Annotated in this window: 15 protein-coding genes; 10 read left to right on the plus strand and 5 right to left on the minus strand. The window is 56.2% G+C overall.

What is annotated here, in order from left to right; all coding sequences use genetic code 11:
• Nucleotides 1-32 precede the first annotated feature (32 nt).
• Together LT85_RS15915 and LT85_RS15920 are read right to left on the minus strand one after the other, a co-directional pair.
• Complete coding sequence (locus LT85_RS15915; protein ID WP_038490558.1) at nt 33-1,415, minus strand: sensor histidine kinase; 1,383 nt, start codon at nt 1,413-1,415, stop codon at nt 33-35.
• A gap of 11 nt (nt 1,416-1,426) precedes the next feature.
• On the minus strand, nt 1,427-2,095 hold the full coding sequence (locus tag LT85_RS15920) for a response regulator transcription factor (RefSeq protein WP_038496500.1): 669 nt from the start codon (nt 2,093-2,095) through the stop codon (nt 1,427-1,429).
• Nucleotides 2,096-2,296: 201 nt separating this feature from the next.
• Between LT85_RS15920 and LT85_RS15925 the strand changes: the two genes are divergently transcribed.
• Nucleotides 2,297-2,692, plus strand: coding sequence for a MerR family transcriptional regulator (locus tag LT85_RS15925; protein ID WP_038490563.1), 396 nt, complete (start codon nt 2,297-2,299; stop codon nt 2,690-2,692).
• Between the two features lie 17 nt (nt 2,693-2,709).
• On the plus strand, nt 2,710-3,114 hold the full coding sequence (locus LT85_RS15930; protein WP_038490564.1) for a carboxymuconolactone decarboxylase family protein: 405 nt from the start codon (nt 2,710-2,712) through the stop codon (nt 3,112-3,114).
• Nucleotides 3,115-3,439: 325 nt separating this feature from the next.
• Here the strand turns inward: LT85_RS15930 and LT85_RS15935 are convergent, their stop codons facing one another.
• Nucleotides 3,440-4,381: a LysR substrate-binding domain-containing protein gene (locus LT85_RS15935; protein WP_038490567.1), complete on the minus strand. Its 942-nt coding sequence runs from the start codon at nt 4,379-4,381 to the stop codon at nt 3,440-3,442.
• A gap of 451 nt (nt 4,382-4,832) precedes the next feature.
• Between LT85_RS15935 and LT85_RS15940 the strand changes: the two genes are divergently transcribed.
• From LT85_RS15940 to leuA, 7 genes are all read left to right on the plus strand, one after another.
• Entirely contained in the window at nt 4,833-6,860 is a 2,028-nt protein-coding gene (locus tag LT85_RS15940; protein ID WP_172656992.1) for a lamin tail domain-containing protein, read from the plus strand.
• 8 nt (nt 6,861-6,868) lie between these two features.
• Complete coding sequence (locus LT85_RS15945; RefSeq protein WP_038490573.1) at nt 6,869-7,459, plus strand: hypothetical protein; 591 nt, start codon at nt 6,869-6,871, stop codon at nt 7,457-7,459.
• Nucleotides 7,460-7,804: 345 nt separating this feature from the next.
• The gene (locus LT85_RS15950) at nt 7,805-9,112 is read left to right on the plus strand and encodes an MFS transporter (protein ID WP_038490576.1); all 1,308 of its coding nucleotides are present in this window, start codon (nt 7,805-7,807) and stop codon (nt 9,110-9,112) included.
• A gap of 51 nt (nt 9,113-9,163) precedes the next feature.
• The gene (locus tag LT85_RS15955) at nt 9,164-9,646 is read left to right on the plus strand and encodes a GNAT family N-acetyltransferase (RefSeq protein WP_052135249.1); all 483 of its coding nucleotides are present in this window, start codon (nt 9,164-9,166) and stop codon (nt 9,644-9,646) included.
• Nucleotides 9,647-9,793: 147 nt separating this feature from the next.
• On the plus strand, nt 9,794-10,126 hold the full coding sequence (locus LT85_RS15960) for a hypothetical protein (protein WP_038490579.1): 333 nt from the start codon (nt 9,794-9,796) through the stop codon (nt 10,124-10,126).
• Nucleotides 10,127-10,521: 395 nt separating this feature from the next.
• Entirely contained in the window at nt 10,522-10,662 is a 141-nt protein-coding gene (locus tag LT85_RS26075) for a DUF3096 domain-containing protein (protein ID WP_081992438.1), read from the plus strand.
• A 608-nt stretch (nt 10,663-11,270) separates the two neighbouring features.
• The gene (gene leuA / locus LT85_RS15965; RefSeq protein WP_038490582.1) at nt 11,271-12,977 is read left to right on the plus strand and encodes a 2-isopropylmalate synthase; all 1,707 of its coding nucleotides are present in this window, start codon (nt 11,271-11,273) and stop codon (nt 12,975-12,977) included.
• A 242-nt stretch (nt 12,978-13,219) separates the two neighbouring features.
• Here leuA and LT85_RS15970 read toward each other — a convergent pair whose 3' ends face one another.
• Complete coding sequence (locus tag LT85_RS15970) at nt 13,220-13,837, minus strand: FMN-dependent NADH-azoreductase (RefSeq protein WP_038490585.1); 618 nt, start codon at nt 13,835-13,837, stop codon at nt 13,220-13,222.
• A 189-nt stretch (nt 13,838-14,026) separates the two neighbouring features.
• Here LT85_RS15970 and LT85_RS15975 point away from each other — a divergent pair, with 189 nt between their 5' ends.
• Entirely contained in the window at nt 14,027-14,956 is a 930-nt protein-coding gene (locus LT85_RS15975) for a LysR substrate-binding domain-containing protein (protein WP_216595018.1), read from the plus strand.
• A 10-nt stretch (nt 14,957-14,966) separates the two neighbouring features.
• Here the strand turns inward: LT85_RS15975 and egtB are convergent, their stop codons facing one another.
• The gene (gene egtB / locus LT85_RS15980) at nt 14,967-16,220 is read right to left on the minus strand and encodes an ergothioneine biosynthesis protein EgtB (protein WP_437177273.1); all 1,254 of its coding nucleotides are present in this window, start codon (nt 16,218-16,220) and stop codon (nt 14,967-14,969) included.
• Between the last annotated feature and the right edge of the window lie 31 nt (nt 16,221-16,251).

Below are 16,251 nucleotides of genomic sequence, written 5' to 3' on the forward strand. Positions count from 1 at the left end.
TTGCGGAAGAATTTGCTGCACCTGCGATGCGCTTAAATGGGCAGCTTTGAAGGAGTGCCCAGAATTGGGAAGGGGAAATGCACCGAAAAGATCGTGCCGCCTGCTGCGCCCGGCTCGACCGTAATTCTGGACCCGTGATCCTTGGCTATATCACGCACGATGGCCAGCCCCAGGCCATTGCCTGCAACGCGGTCATCAAGCCGGTGTGAGCGCTTGAAAATCGACTCCTGCTCCGAAGGCGGAATCCCCGGACCGGAATCCTCTACTGAAAAAATTCCGCCGTCCTTGCCCTGCAAGGTACTGACAGTCACGGTGCCATCACGCGGCGAATAACGGATAGCGTTGTCAATCAGGTTATCAATCAGGTCGCTCAGCAAGAAATGATCTCCCATCACTCGCGTCGGCTGCAGGTTGAATCCCAGGTCGATATTCTTCTTGTGCGCCTCTTCGACAAAATGCTGGACCGAGCCTTCGACCAGCTTGTTCATTTCCACTACGCGCAATCGTTCTTTTTCAAATTTCGCCGGTTCGGCACGGGCCAAGGTCAACAATTGATTAGTCTGGCGGATCATGCGCTCGGTGGACGATGTCATCAGGACAATCGAATGTGCGCTTTCAGGTTCACCGGCATGTTTTTGCAACAGCCACTCCAGCTGCGTCCTGAAGCCGGCCAGCGGCGTACGCAACTGATGCGCAACATTCGCCAGGAAGTTCTGCTGCGCCTTGGCGTCCAGCTGCACCCTGTCCAACAGGCCGTTAATGGCTTTGACCACCGGACTCAACTCGAACGGCACCTGCTTTTCATCTAGCGCAGACAAATCGTCGCGGCTGCGCGCATTCAGGTCTGCCCTCATTCTCTTCAGGGGCCGCAAACCTTTGCTGATCGCCAGCCAGATGGCCGCCATCAACGCCATCGTCAACACCCCTTCCAGCAACAACAGGGCCAAAAATATCACTGAGCGAATATGGGTGCGCTTGCGCAGTGTTTCGGCCACGCCTATATGTACCGGCTGCTTGCCGATCATGGTCTTCAGAGCGACGATACGCACTGGCTCGCCACGCATGACGCCGTCGTACGGCACCGGCTCGTTCAGCCCTTCGCGCTCGGGCAGCACAGGGAAATCAGCATCTCCTGCCAACAGCTTGCCCTGTCGGTCGCGCACCACCAGGAAGATGGCGTCGAAGTGATCGACCCGCAACACTTGCTCGGCTTGCTGCGACAAGTCGATCTCGACTTGCGCGCCATTCTCATGCAAGCGCGGAATCATGGCCCAGCCGGCGTCAGCCAGGCTCTGGTCGAACGCAATCTGTGCTGGAATCCAGGCCAGCCAGTACGTCAGGCCGGCGCCGATAATATTGACTGTCAGTAGCGGTACGACGAGCCACTTCAACAGACTCGTACGGATGCTGGGCATACTGGACTTGCTCACGGCTCGACTTTTTCCAACATATAGCCAAAACCACGTATGGTGCGGATTTCAATCCCGGCATCGGCAATCTTCAGACGGATGCGCGAGATGTATACCTCTACGGCATTCAGCGTCAGCTCCGCACCCCACGGCAAAATGGCGTCGATGATCTGCTGCCGCGACACCACCCGCGATGCCTGCTGCAACAGATATTCCAGCACTGCCCACTCGCGCACCGACAGATCGATGGTCTTGCCATTGATCTTTGCGCGACGCGATGATGTATTCAGCGACAAGCCGCCCAGATGCATTTCCAGCGGTTGCGGCGCACTACGGCGCAACAGCGCGCGCACCCGCGCAACTAGCTCCTGCGTCGCGAACGGCTTGACCAGGTAGTCGTCGGCGCCAAGTTCCAGTCCATAGACCCGGTCTTGCACCGAATCGCGCGCCGTCAACAATAGCACCGGCACATTGCTGCCGCGCGCACGAAGGCGGCGGATCACTTCAAAACCGTCGATCCCCGGCAAGCCTATATCCAGCACCACGGCGGAGATTTCCGTACGCTGCAACAGCGCATCGGCATCGTTGCCGTTCTGAACCACATCGACCACCATGCCATGGCTTTTGAACAGGCGCAGAATGCCATCCGCCAGCACCGAATCATCTTCCACCAAAAGAATATGCATTGCATCCTTCATCACATCTGACATCCGTGCCGAACCATGGCTTGGTCACCGATCGTTGCCGTTATTGCAAGCCCCGATAATTTAGCGCCAATTTTAAACGGTCGGCATGTATTTGCGTTGATCCGCGCGCGGCATCTCAGGCAAACTGCTGCAATAATAATGCTTGACCTAGAGCGCACTCTAACTTCTACACTTTATTCCATGGCCACTTCCAATACGATTCAACAAGCAGCGGCAGCCACCGGACTCAGCACCCACACTTTGCGCTATTACGAAAAGATAGGTTTGATCGATCCTGTCCCGAGGCAAAGCAATCAACATCGCTTGTACCGCCAGGAAGACATGCGCTGGATTGAATTCCTGCTCAGGTTGCGCGCTACCGGGATGTCGATACAACAGATGCTGCGCTATGCGGAGCTGCGCAGGCTGGGGGACCGCCTGGGAAGTGTGTCAGAACGCAAGGCATTGCTGGAGCAGCATGCCACAACGCTGGAAGCCGATCTTTTGGTATTGCAAGACACCCTGGAGATGTTGCGCGGAAAAATTGCGCACTATGCCAGCCAGGAAGAACAGCTGAAAGCCACGATCGACACATAACTTATCGGGAGCATTACATGGAACAAGGTATCTACGAACGCGGTTTGCAACGCTTGAAGGAAGTTGACGACATCGCCGGCGAAAAGGTGATAGACAGCCTGGCTGACATCTCCCCCGATCTGGGCCGCTACGTTATTGAATTCGGCTTCGGTGAAATCTACTCGCGGCCCGGGTTGAACCTGCAACAACGAGAGTTAGCGACGGTAGCCGCCCTGACGGCGCTAGGCACGGCCCAGCCGCAATTGAAAGTGCATCTGGCGGCAGCGCTGAATGTCGGCCTGTCGCGCCTGGAAATTACCGAAACGATCATGCAGATGGCATTGTACGCAGGCTTTCCAGCGGCATTGAACGGCATGTTTGCAGCCAAGGAAGTATTTGCCGAGCATGACAGGCTAGCATCTTTGCAGGCAAGCCAGCACTGAGGGCAAACCAAGCTATCCCAGCGTGCAGTGTGATTCCGGCTCGCTCCGCTCGATCAAGGCGGAGCCGCAGCACAGATTCCCGGGATGCCAGCAAATTGTGTGACGTACGCGATTTTTCAAACCCTTTCCCGGAAGGATAATCCGGAAAGATTTGCCATGTGGACACTCGATAAAATATCCGACTGGCAAACGCTACGGCCATGATGACGGCCATCGCAGTACATGCTTCCCCCTGCTGTGACTAAAGTCTAAGGGAGCATCAGCGATAACAGGAAATACTGATTCTGGATAGGGATATAAGAAAAAACGATGGCTCGGCTTTATGCTATACCGGCCGCGCCAGAATCTTCGCATGCAGCCATTCGCCGCTGCGGCACAATTCATCGGTCACTTCCAGCACTAGCCGCTCGACTGCCGCCGCCGCAGTGGTGAGCGGAATATTCTTTGATGCACACAGCGTCAATGTGCGCGACAATTTTTCTCCGCTGATCGAATAAGCCGTCATTTCGCCACGCCGAATCTCGGGCAGCAAGGGCGCCACCGGCAAGATAGTGGCGCCGATATCGGCCAGGATGGCCGATTTCATGATAGTCACTGAACTGATTTCGATGACGTTCTCCAGCACCAGCCCGGCGGCCCGGGCAATGCTTTCGATGCGTGGGCGAACGCCATGCTGCATGCCTGGCAATATCAGCTTTGCCTTGGCGGCGCGGGCAAACGTCACTGAACGGCGTGCGCTTGCATATTGCGAGCCGGTACGCGTGATAAACATCATTTCCTCTTCCGCCAGCGGCGTCGTGGCAAACGACGTCAGCTGACCGTCATCAAACAACACCGCCAGGTTAATGCGGCCGGTTTTCAATTGTTCGATCAGATTACCGGTCAGCTCTTCCGTCAGCTGCAGCGAAATATCCGGATATCTGGCACGCATCGCGGTCAGCAAAGGCAGGGCCAGGATGCCGGAAACGCTTTGCGGGATACCGAGGGCGACAGTGCCGGTTGGCTTGTCCGTAGACTGCGCGACAGCAGACCTGGCATCGCTCACCTGCTTCAGGATCGCTTGCGCATGCTCGTAGAAAATCTTGCCGGCGTCGGTGGCGATCACGCCTTGCGCGGAACGGTGCAACAACTGTGCCGCCAGTTCGTCTTCCAGTTGCTTGATCTGCTGGGTAAGCGCCGGCTGGGCGATATGCAAGACCCGGGCGGCGCGCGACAGCGATCCGTGATCGACGATGGCGACGAAATAGCGTAGTTGACGCAGTTCCATAAAACGCGGGCCTCAAAGATGTTGATTGTTAATTTGCGCTTGTCATTTTGCAGGCGACGTCGGTTGTCGGCAACTGGCTCCTGAACTGACTCCTGTTATCAAGTCGAGTATAGAACATGGAACCGCAACGGTAGGAATATCCGGTAACAAATACGTCTTCGAAGTCACCAGCCGAAAAATCACTTCACCCATATTCATATAAATAATTTGACGAAACATGTCCCTTTTTTGCGCTTCGACGGGCAACGCTAATAAGGGAGGCAAAGCGGCACTCTAATGAACGTCCCTCTCGCCGCCCCAACAAATTCACCGCAGGAGGTACGCCGGACCCGCAGATATCGCCCACCGCCAGCCAGCAGCTAGTTTTTGCCAATGAATGACTTATCCGTCCTCCTCATGGTGCAAAGATTAATCATTTCTCATCACTGAAAGCTATTCTATGAATTCCTTCATGCTCAGATTCAAATCAAAAAAAATAGCACGGACGTCATTGCCTCTGGTTCTTTCTCTGGTTCTCAGTGCCTGCGGCGACGGCGGCGGTGGCAACGCCATCAACGCGCAGGTAAAGGCCGGTGCGTCGGCGGCACAAAAGGCACCATCCGCACAATTGCTGGCGACTTCCGCCACGCCTGCCGCCCCTGTCGCTCCGGGCCTCTACCTGAGTGAAGTAGCCGCGAATTATCGCGGCACCGATGGTGTGAGTTGGGTCGAGCTTTTTAACAATTCAACGGCAACGATCAATTTGAGCGACTATCGGCTGCGTGCCAACGGGGTCGATAGCGCCAGCAAGGCGCTGAGCGCGAACCCGATTACGTTCGACCTGCCGAACGTAACGATTCCCGCAGGCGGCTATTTTGTTGTGGCTGGAAAACCCTCCTCCTACCTGAAGGACTCCGACAAATCCGCATATATCCTGCAAACCGTCGCAGCGACGCAGGCCAACGCCCAAGACGTCAACTACCTGCCGTACTGGACCGACAAAGCCGGCTTCGTCGAACTATTGCGCGTCGCCGACAACAGCACGGCGGATTTTGTGCGCTTCGGCAGTGAGCAAACCAAACCAACTACGGACGGCGCGTGGAGCGGCGATAATGTCGCCGCCTTTCCTGCGCTGGCCAACTACATCTCCACGACCACGCTTGATCCGCTCGACAATTTCGATCGCTCGATTGTACGTTTGAGCGGCGCGCAGAACTTCGCCGTCAGCGCAACCAAGACGGATTGGACCCTGGTTACATTTCCGACGCCCGGTGGTCCCAATGACGTACCTGCAGGCACCGTGGACAGCGACAATGACGGCATTCCCGATACCGCCAAGGTAGACGGCGGCACCTTCGCCGGCCTCGACCTGTATACGCTCGGCGCCCGCAAGGGTCAGCGCGACCTGTTTCTCCAGGTCGACTACATGACCAGCAATGATCCAGCCCTGAGCCCGCGCCGTGAGGCACTGCAGAAAGTAGTCGACGCTTTCCAGAGCCACAATATCAAGATACATTTTGATGCTGGCAACCTGTTCAATACCGCCCTGGCCCCCGACGACTTCAACCTGTCCGGCGACGTCAGCCACGCGCAACCGTTTGAATCCTGCACGGATACGCCGCAAGTGCAAAATGCAAACTGCGGCTCTCTCTACCAGTATTCCAGCGGCTCGCTGGATGTACGCCGCAAGCCGGTGTTCCGCTATATGCTGATGGCGTCCTCGCAAAATGCCAATGGTTCTTCAGGCAGCTCGGGCATCGCTGAACTTCCCGGCAATAAATTCCTGGTGACGCTTGGTCAATGGGGTTTTGCCAACCTGGACCTGAGCGCGGCGGCCAACAAGAATGTTTTGGTCAACTACCAGGCCGGCACCATCATGCATGAATTCGGGCATACGCTCGACCTGCATCATGGCGGCTTCGAAGATGCCAACTATAAGCCCAACTATTTCAGCATCATGAACTATCTCTACCAGTTGAACGGCTTGCCGCTCAATCCCAAGGGAATGGGACCGACGCAACGCTGGTACTATGCGATGAACACCACCGGCAACAGCGCCGTGCCTGGCTATGCCGCCAAGAAGATGCCTTTCAGAGTCATCGTCGACGGCCCAGTTACAGACAACTTCAAGATAGACTATTCGAACGGTTCAGGAGCAGGCATGAATCAGGCAGCCTTGCTGGAAAGCGATAATATCGGCCGCGGCAACGACGCTGGCGCCTACGGCGACTGGAATGTCGATGGAGTGCAGCAGAAAAAGGCCTATGCATTCCAACTGAACGGCACAGGCTATACCGTCATCAAGGACAACGACGACTGGACTGCATTGCAGTTGGTGCTCAATTCACATAGCGATGTCGTCCCTAACGCCAATGGCGCACAAGCCAAGGTAAGCGGCAGGATCAAACCCGGACGGCGCTATGGAACCTTGGTCAAGGAAGACGCACCACCAGCAAACCTGCTGCAGGACCTGGCTAGCATGAGCAGGTCGGCGCGATGAGGAAATGCTTGCTACCGTCCCTCAAACTGTGCCTGTCGGGCGCCCTGCTTTTCAGCTGCGCCAGCTTTGGCGCCACTGTGCCGCTGCGCTTTGACGGCATGCCATTCGAGCCACAGACGCTGCAGGTAAAGCATCTGGATGTGAACGCGGCGGGCGCGCTGGTGATTGACATGGGCCAGCAGGGAGTAGCAAGCATTTCGCCCTGGCCTGACGACCTGCCCAGACATTTGGGCAAGCAGCAGGTGGAAATCGATCGCACCCTGCATCCGGCAGGGGCGATCGAAACGCTGGATCTGAGCCGTCCTCGCAGCACGGCTCCATGGCTCATGATCACTGCCAACGGCCCGCTCCAGCGTGAGCTGGTACCGGGCTACCGGCTGCAACGCGACAGCAACGGCGTCATGTATATCCAAGGACCTGCCACACAACTCGCGGCAGAACCGGGCAAACCGGTCTACTTCCGTGACCAGGCCAGGCGCTGCTGGCAGTTTGTCCTGCTCGACGCCAGGATTCCGCCAGCAACGCCCGGCACAGCACTGGAAGCGGAACCGCGTGCAGACTGGTATCTGCGCGGCGATCTCAGCTGCCGCAAACCGTAGCGTATCTGTATCTATCACTCGGCGATCTGCGCCAAGCAATGCGAGGCGCAGCGTCCTTTCCCCTTCCAGTTTATGCATTTCACCTGGCATCCGCATGGCTGCACTAACCGCCCTCTATGCAAATAGCCATTTCATCAGGAGGCGGCTACAATACATTGCGCATCAATCCAGTCACGCTGAAATCCTCTCCGTCGTTTCTTAGAGGCTGTTGCAAACACAGATGGCCAGGTGCGCCGACGAAGACAGTACGAGCAGTACGGCTAGGAGCGGATGGCCGCCCCGACGCAACAACGCTAGGTTAATTTTGCAACAGCCTCTTATAACTAGACCAATAGGCAAAGAGACATGTCAGACCATTCAAGCCCAGCATACACAACAGCCGGCAGCGCCTTTGAAACCGCCACCTACGCCAAGGTCACCTGGCGTTTGCTGCCGATGCTATTCCTTTGCTATGTCGCGTCCTACCTGGACCGGGTGAATGTCGGCTTCGCCAAGCTGCAAATGCTCAACGACCTGAAATTCAGTGAAACCGTCTATGGCCTTGGCGCCGGGATTTTTTTTCTCGGTTACTTCATTTTTGAAATACCCAGTAACTTGATTTTGCATCGGGTCGGCGCTCGGCTATGGATTGCACGCATCATGATTACCTGGGGCCTCATCTCCGGCGCCATGATTTTTGTCGACAGCCCGGCCACTTTTTATGCGATGCGCTTTCTGCTCGGCGTCGCCGAGGCTGGCTTCTTCCCCGGCGTTATTTTGTATCTCACTTATTGGTATCCGGCTCACCGGCGCGGCAAGATGACGGCGTTGTTCATGACGGGTGTGCCGATTTCCGGCGTCATCGGTGGTCCGCTGTCGGGCTGGATCATGAAGGCGATGCCAGGCGTGCACGGCCTGGCAGGCTGGCAATGGATGTTCATTCTGGAAGCGATTCCGTCGTTGCTGCTAGGTGTAGTCGTGCTCCTTTATCTGCAAGACCGGATTCGTGGCGCCAACTGGCTGAGCGAAGAGGAAAAGCAATTGCTGGAATCGCAAATCCATGCAGAAGCCAGCCAGAAACTGGAAGTCTCCCTCGGCCAGATGTTCGCCAATCCCAAGGTGTGGCTGATGACACTAATCTATTTCTGTTTCGTCATGGGCCTGTACGGCGTCAGCTTCTGGCTGCCGACAATCATCAAAACCACCGGCGTCACAGACACCTTCAACATCGGCTTGCTGACCGCTATCCCATACGCCACAGCGGCAATCGCAATGATCCTGATCGGCCAAAGCGCCGACGCCCGCCGCGAGCGGCGCTGGCATGTAGCGATCCCGGCGCTGCTGGGCAGCGTTGGCCTGATCCTGAGCACGATATATGACCACAACACCTTCCTGGCTATGTCGTCGCTAACGCTGGCGACTATCGGCATCATTACAGTGCTGCCGCTGTTCTGGAGCCTGCCGACCGCGTTTCTCGGCGGCGCAGCGGCGGCGGCCGGGATTGCATTGATCAATTCGCTCGGTAACCTGGCTGGTTTCGTCAGCCCTTATCTCGTTGGCTGGCTGAAAGACCAGACCCACAGCACCAACAGCGGCATGTATGTGCTAGCGGCATCATTGTTGCTGGGGGCGGTGCTGACGCTCTCTGTACCGAAACATCTGGTGAACAAATGAGTTTGTTGGCCGTAGCGCCGATGAGCGTCTAAAGGAATCTAAAGGAAGAGTATGGCGACAGAAACGCTTCTCGAATTCAGGCCTGCGACCGGAGCCGACGTACCATTTCTGACCGCGCTACGCCACGCGACCATGACCGAGCACCTGATACGCGTGAACGCGGCACGCGACGACGCCTCGCAGCTAGCGCGCATCCTGTTTCAGTTTGAACATGCGCAAATCGTCGCAATCAAAAACAAAGACATCGGGTTACTGAAAGCCTATCGCGAGCCTGGCCAATGGTATATCGCACAGATCCAGATCGTTCCGGAATTTCAAGGCCAAGGACTGGGCCGGCTCATCCTTGACAAGGTCTTGACCCAGGCCCGGAGCGATAACTTACCGACCGTATTGCGGGTATTGGAAGGCAACCCTGCGAAAAGGCTGTATGAAGCAGCAGGCTTCAGGCAAACGGGCCAGGATGGCGTCGAATGCATAATGTCCTGCCTTCCCTATCTACTCATACCCCCGCCTGCACGTAATCCCAAGCCCTGAGTATCCGCAACATTTTGCCTCTGCCCGCTGCATCAAATCCATGCTTTTGCTAAAAAAACCGCAAAGTGCTTGCATTCAAACTCGCTCTGGATAATAATTTAAATGAGAATCATTACCATTTAAGTTAATTCGATCAAGGAGCATTTGATGATAAGTCCTCGCGATCCAACAGAAGGTGCTTCGCCTACGGCCGAGAGCTACCGTACTCCGCCCGAACTCCTGATATCGGCGGTATTGCATCTGATATCTCAGTACAATATGCACAATCTGGCGACCGACGCCTGCGTACAATCGGCCCGGACCATTGAACGGCACTTGCGCACGCTGTCAGACTGGCCAGAACTGGCGCCCGTGCTGCGCGCCACGTGCCAGCAATTATCGGAGCAATGGACTTCGATGATTGAACGTGCGCTACCCAAGCAAAAAAACGAGCGCTCGGCGTTTATTACCCGCCTGATTTCCGGCACCCGCGCGCTATAAGCAATAGATTGCTGGCGGCATATATGCGTGCCGGCGAGTATCCGATCAACCTGCGTATTTCGGCAGCATGTCGAAGCCGCCAATGCATTCCCCGGGAAGGGAGTAAATCCGTCTTCTATGCGTTCTGAAATGGTTTGCGCCGACGACCTGCCCGTTGCTGACGCCAACCGCCAAGTTTCAGTTCGTGTAATTGACGGAGTGTGTGTCCTTATCGGCATTAGCCAACACTGTGACGGTTTCTCCTCCTGAAACAGTGGCTAGCCAAGCCGTTTTTTTACCAGATTCAGTGTTTTCCTACGCCCCCAGGCGGCGTTGTCCTACAACGGAAAAACAGCGTGCGGCATACCATTGGGTTGAATGCAACGCCTCATTCGCCACCCGAAAAAGGAATGCACATGTTTGCCACCATGCACCTGACCCCCATCGTTTCGCTGATCGCCGGTATTCTGATCCTGGCGATTCCAAGACTGCTGAACTACATCATTGCGCTGTATCTGATTGTCATCGGTTTAATCGGCTTGTTTGGCACGCGCTAATACGGCCAGGGGATTTGCTGCCGGAACGCAACATCTTCGCGCATTCCCCACTATTTTCAGCATGACGCCAACTGGCGCTTGACAAGCCTCGACCTTATCTCATACATTAAGTGCATGTCTTCTCCGCGCATCCAATCCCGCTCCCTACTGCAGATTCCTGGCCTGCTGCCAGCTATGCTGCTAGTGCCGCTACTAGCGCTATCGCTACTACGCGCACTATGATCTCGCCCCGTTCTGACGGGGATACCTTGGCGGCAACACCGCCAGACAAGAAATCACAGTAGTAAAACTGAAATTCCGATCAGGGATTTCGATGTTAAAGAGCCCGATTCCATGTACTGCACACAGCACCCAACAATCACCTGCACCGCCATCACGCTTGCCGCGATCCCCGCTGTACACATCTGCTCGCTATCGCTATCCCTGCTAAAGCTACCGATCGGTTGCCTGGCCTCGCGTTAATTTTTTCGAGTGGCAGCCAGGCAACCCTCCTGCCATCGACATATCCGGTTTCATTTTCCGCCTAGTTTCTTTAGTTTTACTTGCTACAGCGCACGTATTTAGCGCACGTATTTGTCTCACTTAACCAGCTCCCAGAGAGGCTTACCATGATGTTGCACAACCCTGCTGTCAAATATCGCCCTTTTCCGCCGATCCCGTTGAGCGATCGCACCTGGCCCAACCATATCATCAGCGCGCCGCCAATCTGGATGAGTACCGATCTGCGCGATGGCAACCAGGCCCTGATTGAGCCCATGGACGCCGAGCGCAAGCTGCGCTTCTTCAAATTACTGGTCAAGATCGGCCTCAAGGAAATCGAAGTCGGGTTCCCTTCCGGTTCGCAAACCGACTTCGATTTTGTACGCAAGCTGATCGAAGAAAACCATATCCCCGACGACGTCACCATCATTGTCCTGACGCAATCACGCGAAGACTTGATCCGCCGCACCGTTGATTCGCTCAAAAATGCAAAGCAAGCCATCGTTCACCTGTACAACCCGATCGCTCCGGCCTGGCGACGTATCGTGTTCGATAAGAGCCGCGATGAAGTCAAGGAAATCGCCGTCTCCGGCACCCGCCTTATCAAGGAATTGACCGACGCCCGCCCAGAGACTCAATGGCGTTATGAATATTCGCCGGAGACCTTCAGCATGGCTGAACTGGATTTTTCCAAGGAAGTGTGCGATGCGGTAGTCGACGCCTGGCAAGCTACTCCAACCCGCAAAGTAATTCTGAACTTGCCAACCACGGTCGAATGCAGCACGCCGAACGTGTTTGCCGACCAGATCGAATGGATGCACCGCAACCTGGCGCGCCGCGACGCCGCCATCATCAGCGTCCATCCGCACAATGATCGTGGCACTGGCGTCGCTGCCGCCGAATTGGCCGTCATGGCTGGCGCCGACCGGGTTGAAGGTTGCCTGTTCGGGAATGGCGAGCGCACCGGCAATGTCGACCTCGTGACTTTGGCCTTGAACTTGTACACGCAAGGCGTCAATCCCGGGCTTGATTTCTCCGACATCGACGAAGTCCGCCAGTGCGTTGAAGACTGCAACCAGATTCCGGTCCACCCGCGCCACCCGTATGTCGGCGACCTGGTGTTTACCGCCTTCTCCGGCTCACATCAGGATGCGATCAAAAAAGGCTTCGCCGCGCAAAAGGCTGACGCCATCTGGGAAATCCCTTACTTGCCGATCGACCCGGCCGATCTCGGCCGCAGCTACGATGCCGTGATCCGCATCAACAGCCAATCCGGCAAGGGCGGCATGGCCTATCTGTTGGAACAGGAATACGGCCTGGCGATGCCGCGCCGCCTGCAAATCGAATTCAGCCGCGCGATCCAGAAAGCCGCCGACGCTACCGGTAAGGAAATCGCCGCCAGCGACATCTACGATATCTTCAAGCAGGAATACCTCGACAAGCAAACACCCTACGTCTACCGCGGCCATCGCATGAGCGAAGATTCCAGCCAGACGCAGCCGGTCAAGATCGATATCGATATCGTACGCGACGGCCAGCAGCACACTAGCAGCGGCCACGGCAACGGCCCGATCGATGCCTTCGTCAATGCGCTAGGACTTGACATCAAACTGATGGATTTCCATGAACACGCCATCAGCGCCGGCGCAGATGCGCAAGCCGCCAGCTATATCGAACTGCGCCTGAACGACGCGCCTACCGGTTTCGGAGTCGGCATCGACGCCAATACCTTGACGGCATCGTTCAAGGCGATCCTGAGTGCGGTCAACCGCCAGATTGAAATCGCCGGCAACGCCGCCAACCAGGAAATCGGCAGCAGCGCCGCGGCGGCATAAAGAGCAGTTTTATATCCGGTTGCCGCGGCGATCACGCGGCAGCAGGTATCGTGCAGGCTAAGTATTACCGTACTTTCAGCTCACATCATCTCGTGGGGCATCAGTTACCAATGATTGCCCGCCGCGCTACAACTAACCAAGCGCTGTCACGAGCGGCAAACAAAAAACCGCTACCTGGTATCAGGTAGCGGTTTTTTTGTGCAAGCCTATCCAGGCTGCATATCAGGCACAATCAGACACAATCAGGCATAGGCTACTGCGCTGGTCAGGTTGCCGATGCGCGAACGTGCTGCGGCAAAGCCGGCTTCCTTGGCCTCAGGACCATAGTTCAGGCCATCCGCGCGCACCACTTCGATGTCGGTGATGCCGATAAAACCGAATACCAATTTCAGATATTCTTCATGGGCGATGCCGGTTGGCGTGCCGGCATGTTTGCCGCCGGTGGTCGAAACAATAATGACGCGCTTGCCCTTGGCCAGGCCTTCAGGACCTTTTTCCGTGTAGCGGAAAGTCACACCGGCCACACAAATCTGGTCGATCCATGCCTTGAGCTGGGTCGGGATTGTAAAGTTGTACATTGGCGCGCCGATCACAATCACGTCCGCTGCCAGGAATTCATTGAGAATCGCTTCGTTCAGTTCCACTTCCAGCTTTTGCGCGAGGTTGCGCTTTTCAGCAGGCGTGCCCTTGGCTGCGAATGTCGCGCCTGACAAATGGACGGTCACGTCCTTACCCAGATCGCGATAGGTCAGGTCAAGATCTGCATCCGCGGCTTGCAGGGTTGCCACTACTTCGCTGGTCAGTTGGCGGGAAGCTGAAGCGTCGCCGAGAATGCTGGAGTCGATGTGTAATAGTTTCATGATATATACCGTTCGATAAAATTGAGAGTGGGTCAAAATCTATAGCGATCCGTAATATCTCGATGCCAGAGAGTTTGATAAAAACCGTGATTCGCTGATCGCTGAATCATTAAGCACATCCTAATCCCATCTCAAAAATAGAACTAGTGGTCAAAAATAAGATATATTGTTCCACATACAGAACAATGAATGACAGTCATGCAAGACTTGAACGATCTCTATTTTTTCGCCAACGTGGTGCAGCAAGGCGGCTTTACTGCCGCCGGCCGCAGCCTAGGCATTCCGAAATCGCGTTTGTCGCGGCGCATTTCCGAACTGGAAATCCGGCTAGGCGCGCGCTTGCTTCAGCGCAACACACGCGGTATCGCCCTCACTGATCTAGGTAGCCGCTACTATCAGCATTGCCAGGAGATGATTGCCGCTGCAGAGGCGGCCGAACTGGCCGTGACAAGCTCGCTGGCGGAGCCGAGCGGGACAGTAAGGGCAAGTTGCGTGGTGGCGATTGCCCAGTCCGAAGTCGCCAATGCGCTGCCAGCTTTCCTGGAACGCTACCCCAAAGTGAATATTGATCTGCTGTTCACCAACCGCCGCGTCAATCTGCTAGAGGAAGGCGTGGATGTCGCGATACGCGTCAGGGCAACCGATGACGAAGATCCGAATCTCGCTACCAGGCGGCTACGGGCTGCCTCGGCGGTATTGGTGGCGACGCCGGCGCTGATGTCCCGATATCCCGCGCCGACACACCCGCGCGACCTGGAGAAATTACCCCTTCTCGGCGCTGCCGACCATGACCGGCGTATCCACCTGACTCTAGACGGGCCGGATAAGGAACGTTACGAGCTGGTGAGCGAGCCGCGCTTGGCAGTGGAGGATTTCGCGCTGCGCAAACGGGCAGCGCTACGCAACCTGGGCCTGACCATGCTGCCGACCGAGTACTGCATCGAAGAGGTGGAGCAAGGTGCGCTGGTGCACGTGCTGCCGGACTGGCGCATGCCGTCCGGTCATCTGCAGATCGTCTATCCCACTCAAAGAGGTTTGCTGCCGGCGGTGCGGGTATTTGTTGATTTCCTGATCGAGCAATTGAGCAAGGAGTTTATTTTCCCGGACTGCAAGAACTGAAAAAAATCGCTCAAGAACGCGCCAGCCGGAGCCCGCTAAACTGCCAGCGCGCGGTGGCGGGGAAAAAATTGCGATAACTCAGGCGCGCATGGCCGGCCGGCGTTGCCACCGAAGAGCCGCGCAATACATACTGGTTGACCATGAATTTGCCATTGTATTCGCCCACCGCGCCCGGCAATGCCATGTAACCTGGATATGGCGCATAGCTGCTGGTAGTCCATTGCCAGGCCACGCCGAAATAATCGGCTCCCGCTGCAGCGCCAGAATATGCTGCGGCACATTCCCATTCCGCCTCGGTCGGCAAACGGGTGCCGGCCCAACGTGCATAAGCTTCTGCTTCAAAAAAGGAAAGGTGGGTTACAGCGTCGTGCAAAGCCAGCGGCTGCAGGCCCTGCAAGGTAAATTCTCGCCAGGCAGAATCGAATTGGGCATGCGCATCTTGCCAATATAAGGGCCGCGTGATTTTCTGCTGCGCCACCCAATCCCAGCCAGCGGACAGCCATAGCAGAGGATTGTTGTAACCGCCATCTTCCACGAACGCCAGGAATTCAGCGTTGGTGACCAGCCGCGACGCCATTGAGAATGATTCTACAAACTGACGGTGTCGTGGCGTTTCATTGTCGAAAAAAAATCCCGCACCTTTATGTCCAACCTCAATAACTCCGGCCTCGAATGATTGCCATTGCAGCGCGCTGGCTATTCGCTCTGCGCCTGCATCCGTCACAGCGGCAGAGGAAAGATAAGGCGGAAGTAAAGGATTCATCGACAACAGATGCATGATATCGGTCAACAGCAATTCCTGATGCTGCTGCTCGTGCTGCAAGCCTAGTTCAACCAGCATCGTCAGCTCACACCCAAACTCGGGCGTCAGCGCTTGCGCCAGCAAGGCCAGCAGGCGCTGATCGACGTTTTTCCGGTAAGCCAGCACCTCCTCCAGCGAGGGTCGCGTGATCATGCCGCGCTGGGCGCGCGGGTGCTTCTCGCCGACCCCTTCGTAATAGGAATTGAACAGTACTCGAAACGCAGGATGAAACGGCCGGAAGCCCGCCTCGAAACGCTCCAGGATAAAGGTTTCGAAAAACCAGGTGGTGTGCGCCAAGTGCCATTTGGCGGGACTGGCGTCGGGCATCGATTGCACGCAGCAATCTTCCGCCGACAAGGGTTGCACCAGCCGGCAAGACTGCTCACGCACGCTGGAAAACGCTTGCGCCAAATCCGTCATTGCCTGGCGGCCTGTATCAGGTTCCGCGATGTGTATTGCCATATCCATTGCCATCCCGTTTCTACATTACGCG

Origin of the sequence: Collimonas arenae, from assembly GCF_000786695.1 — a bacterium.
GTDB lineage: Bacteria > Pseudomonadota > Gammaproteobacteria > Burkholderiales > Burkholderiaceae_D > Collimonas > Collimonas arenae_A.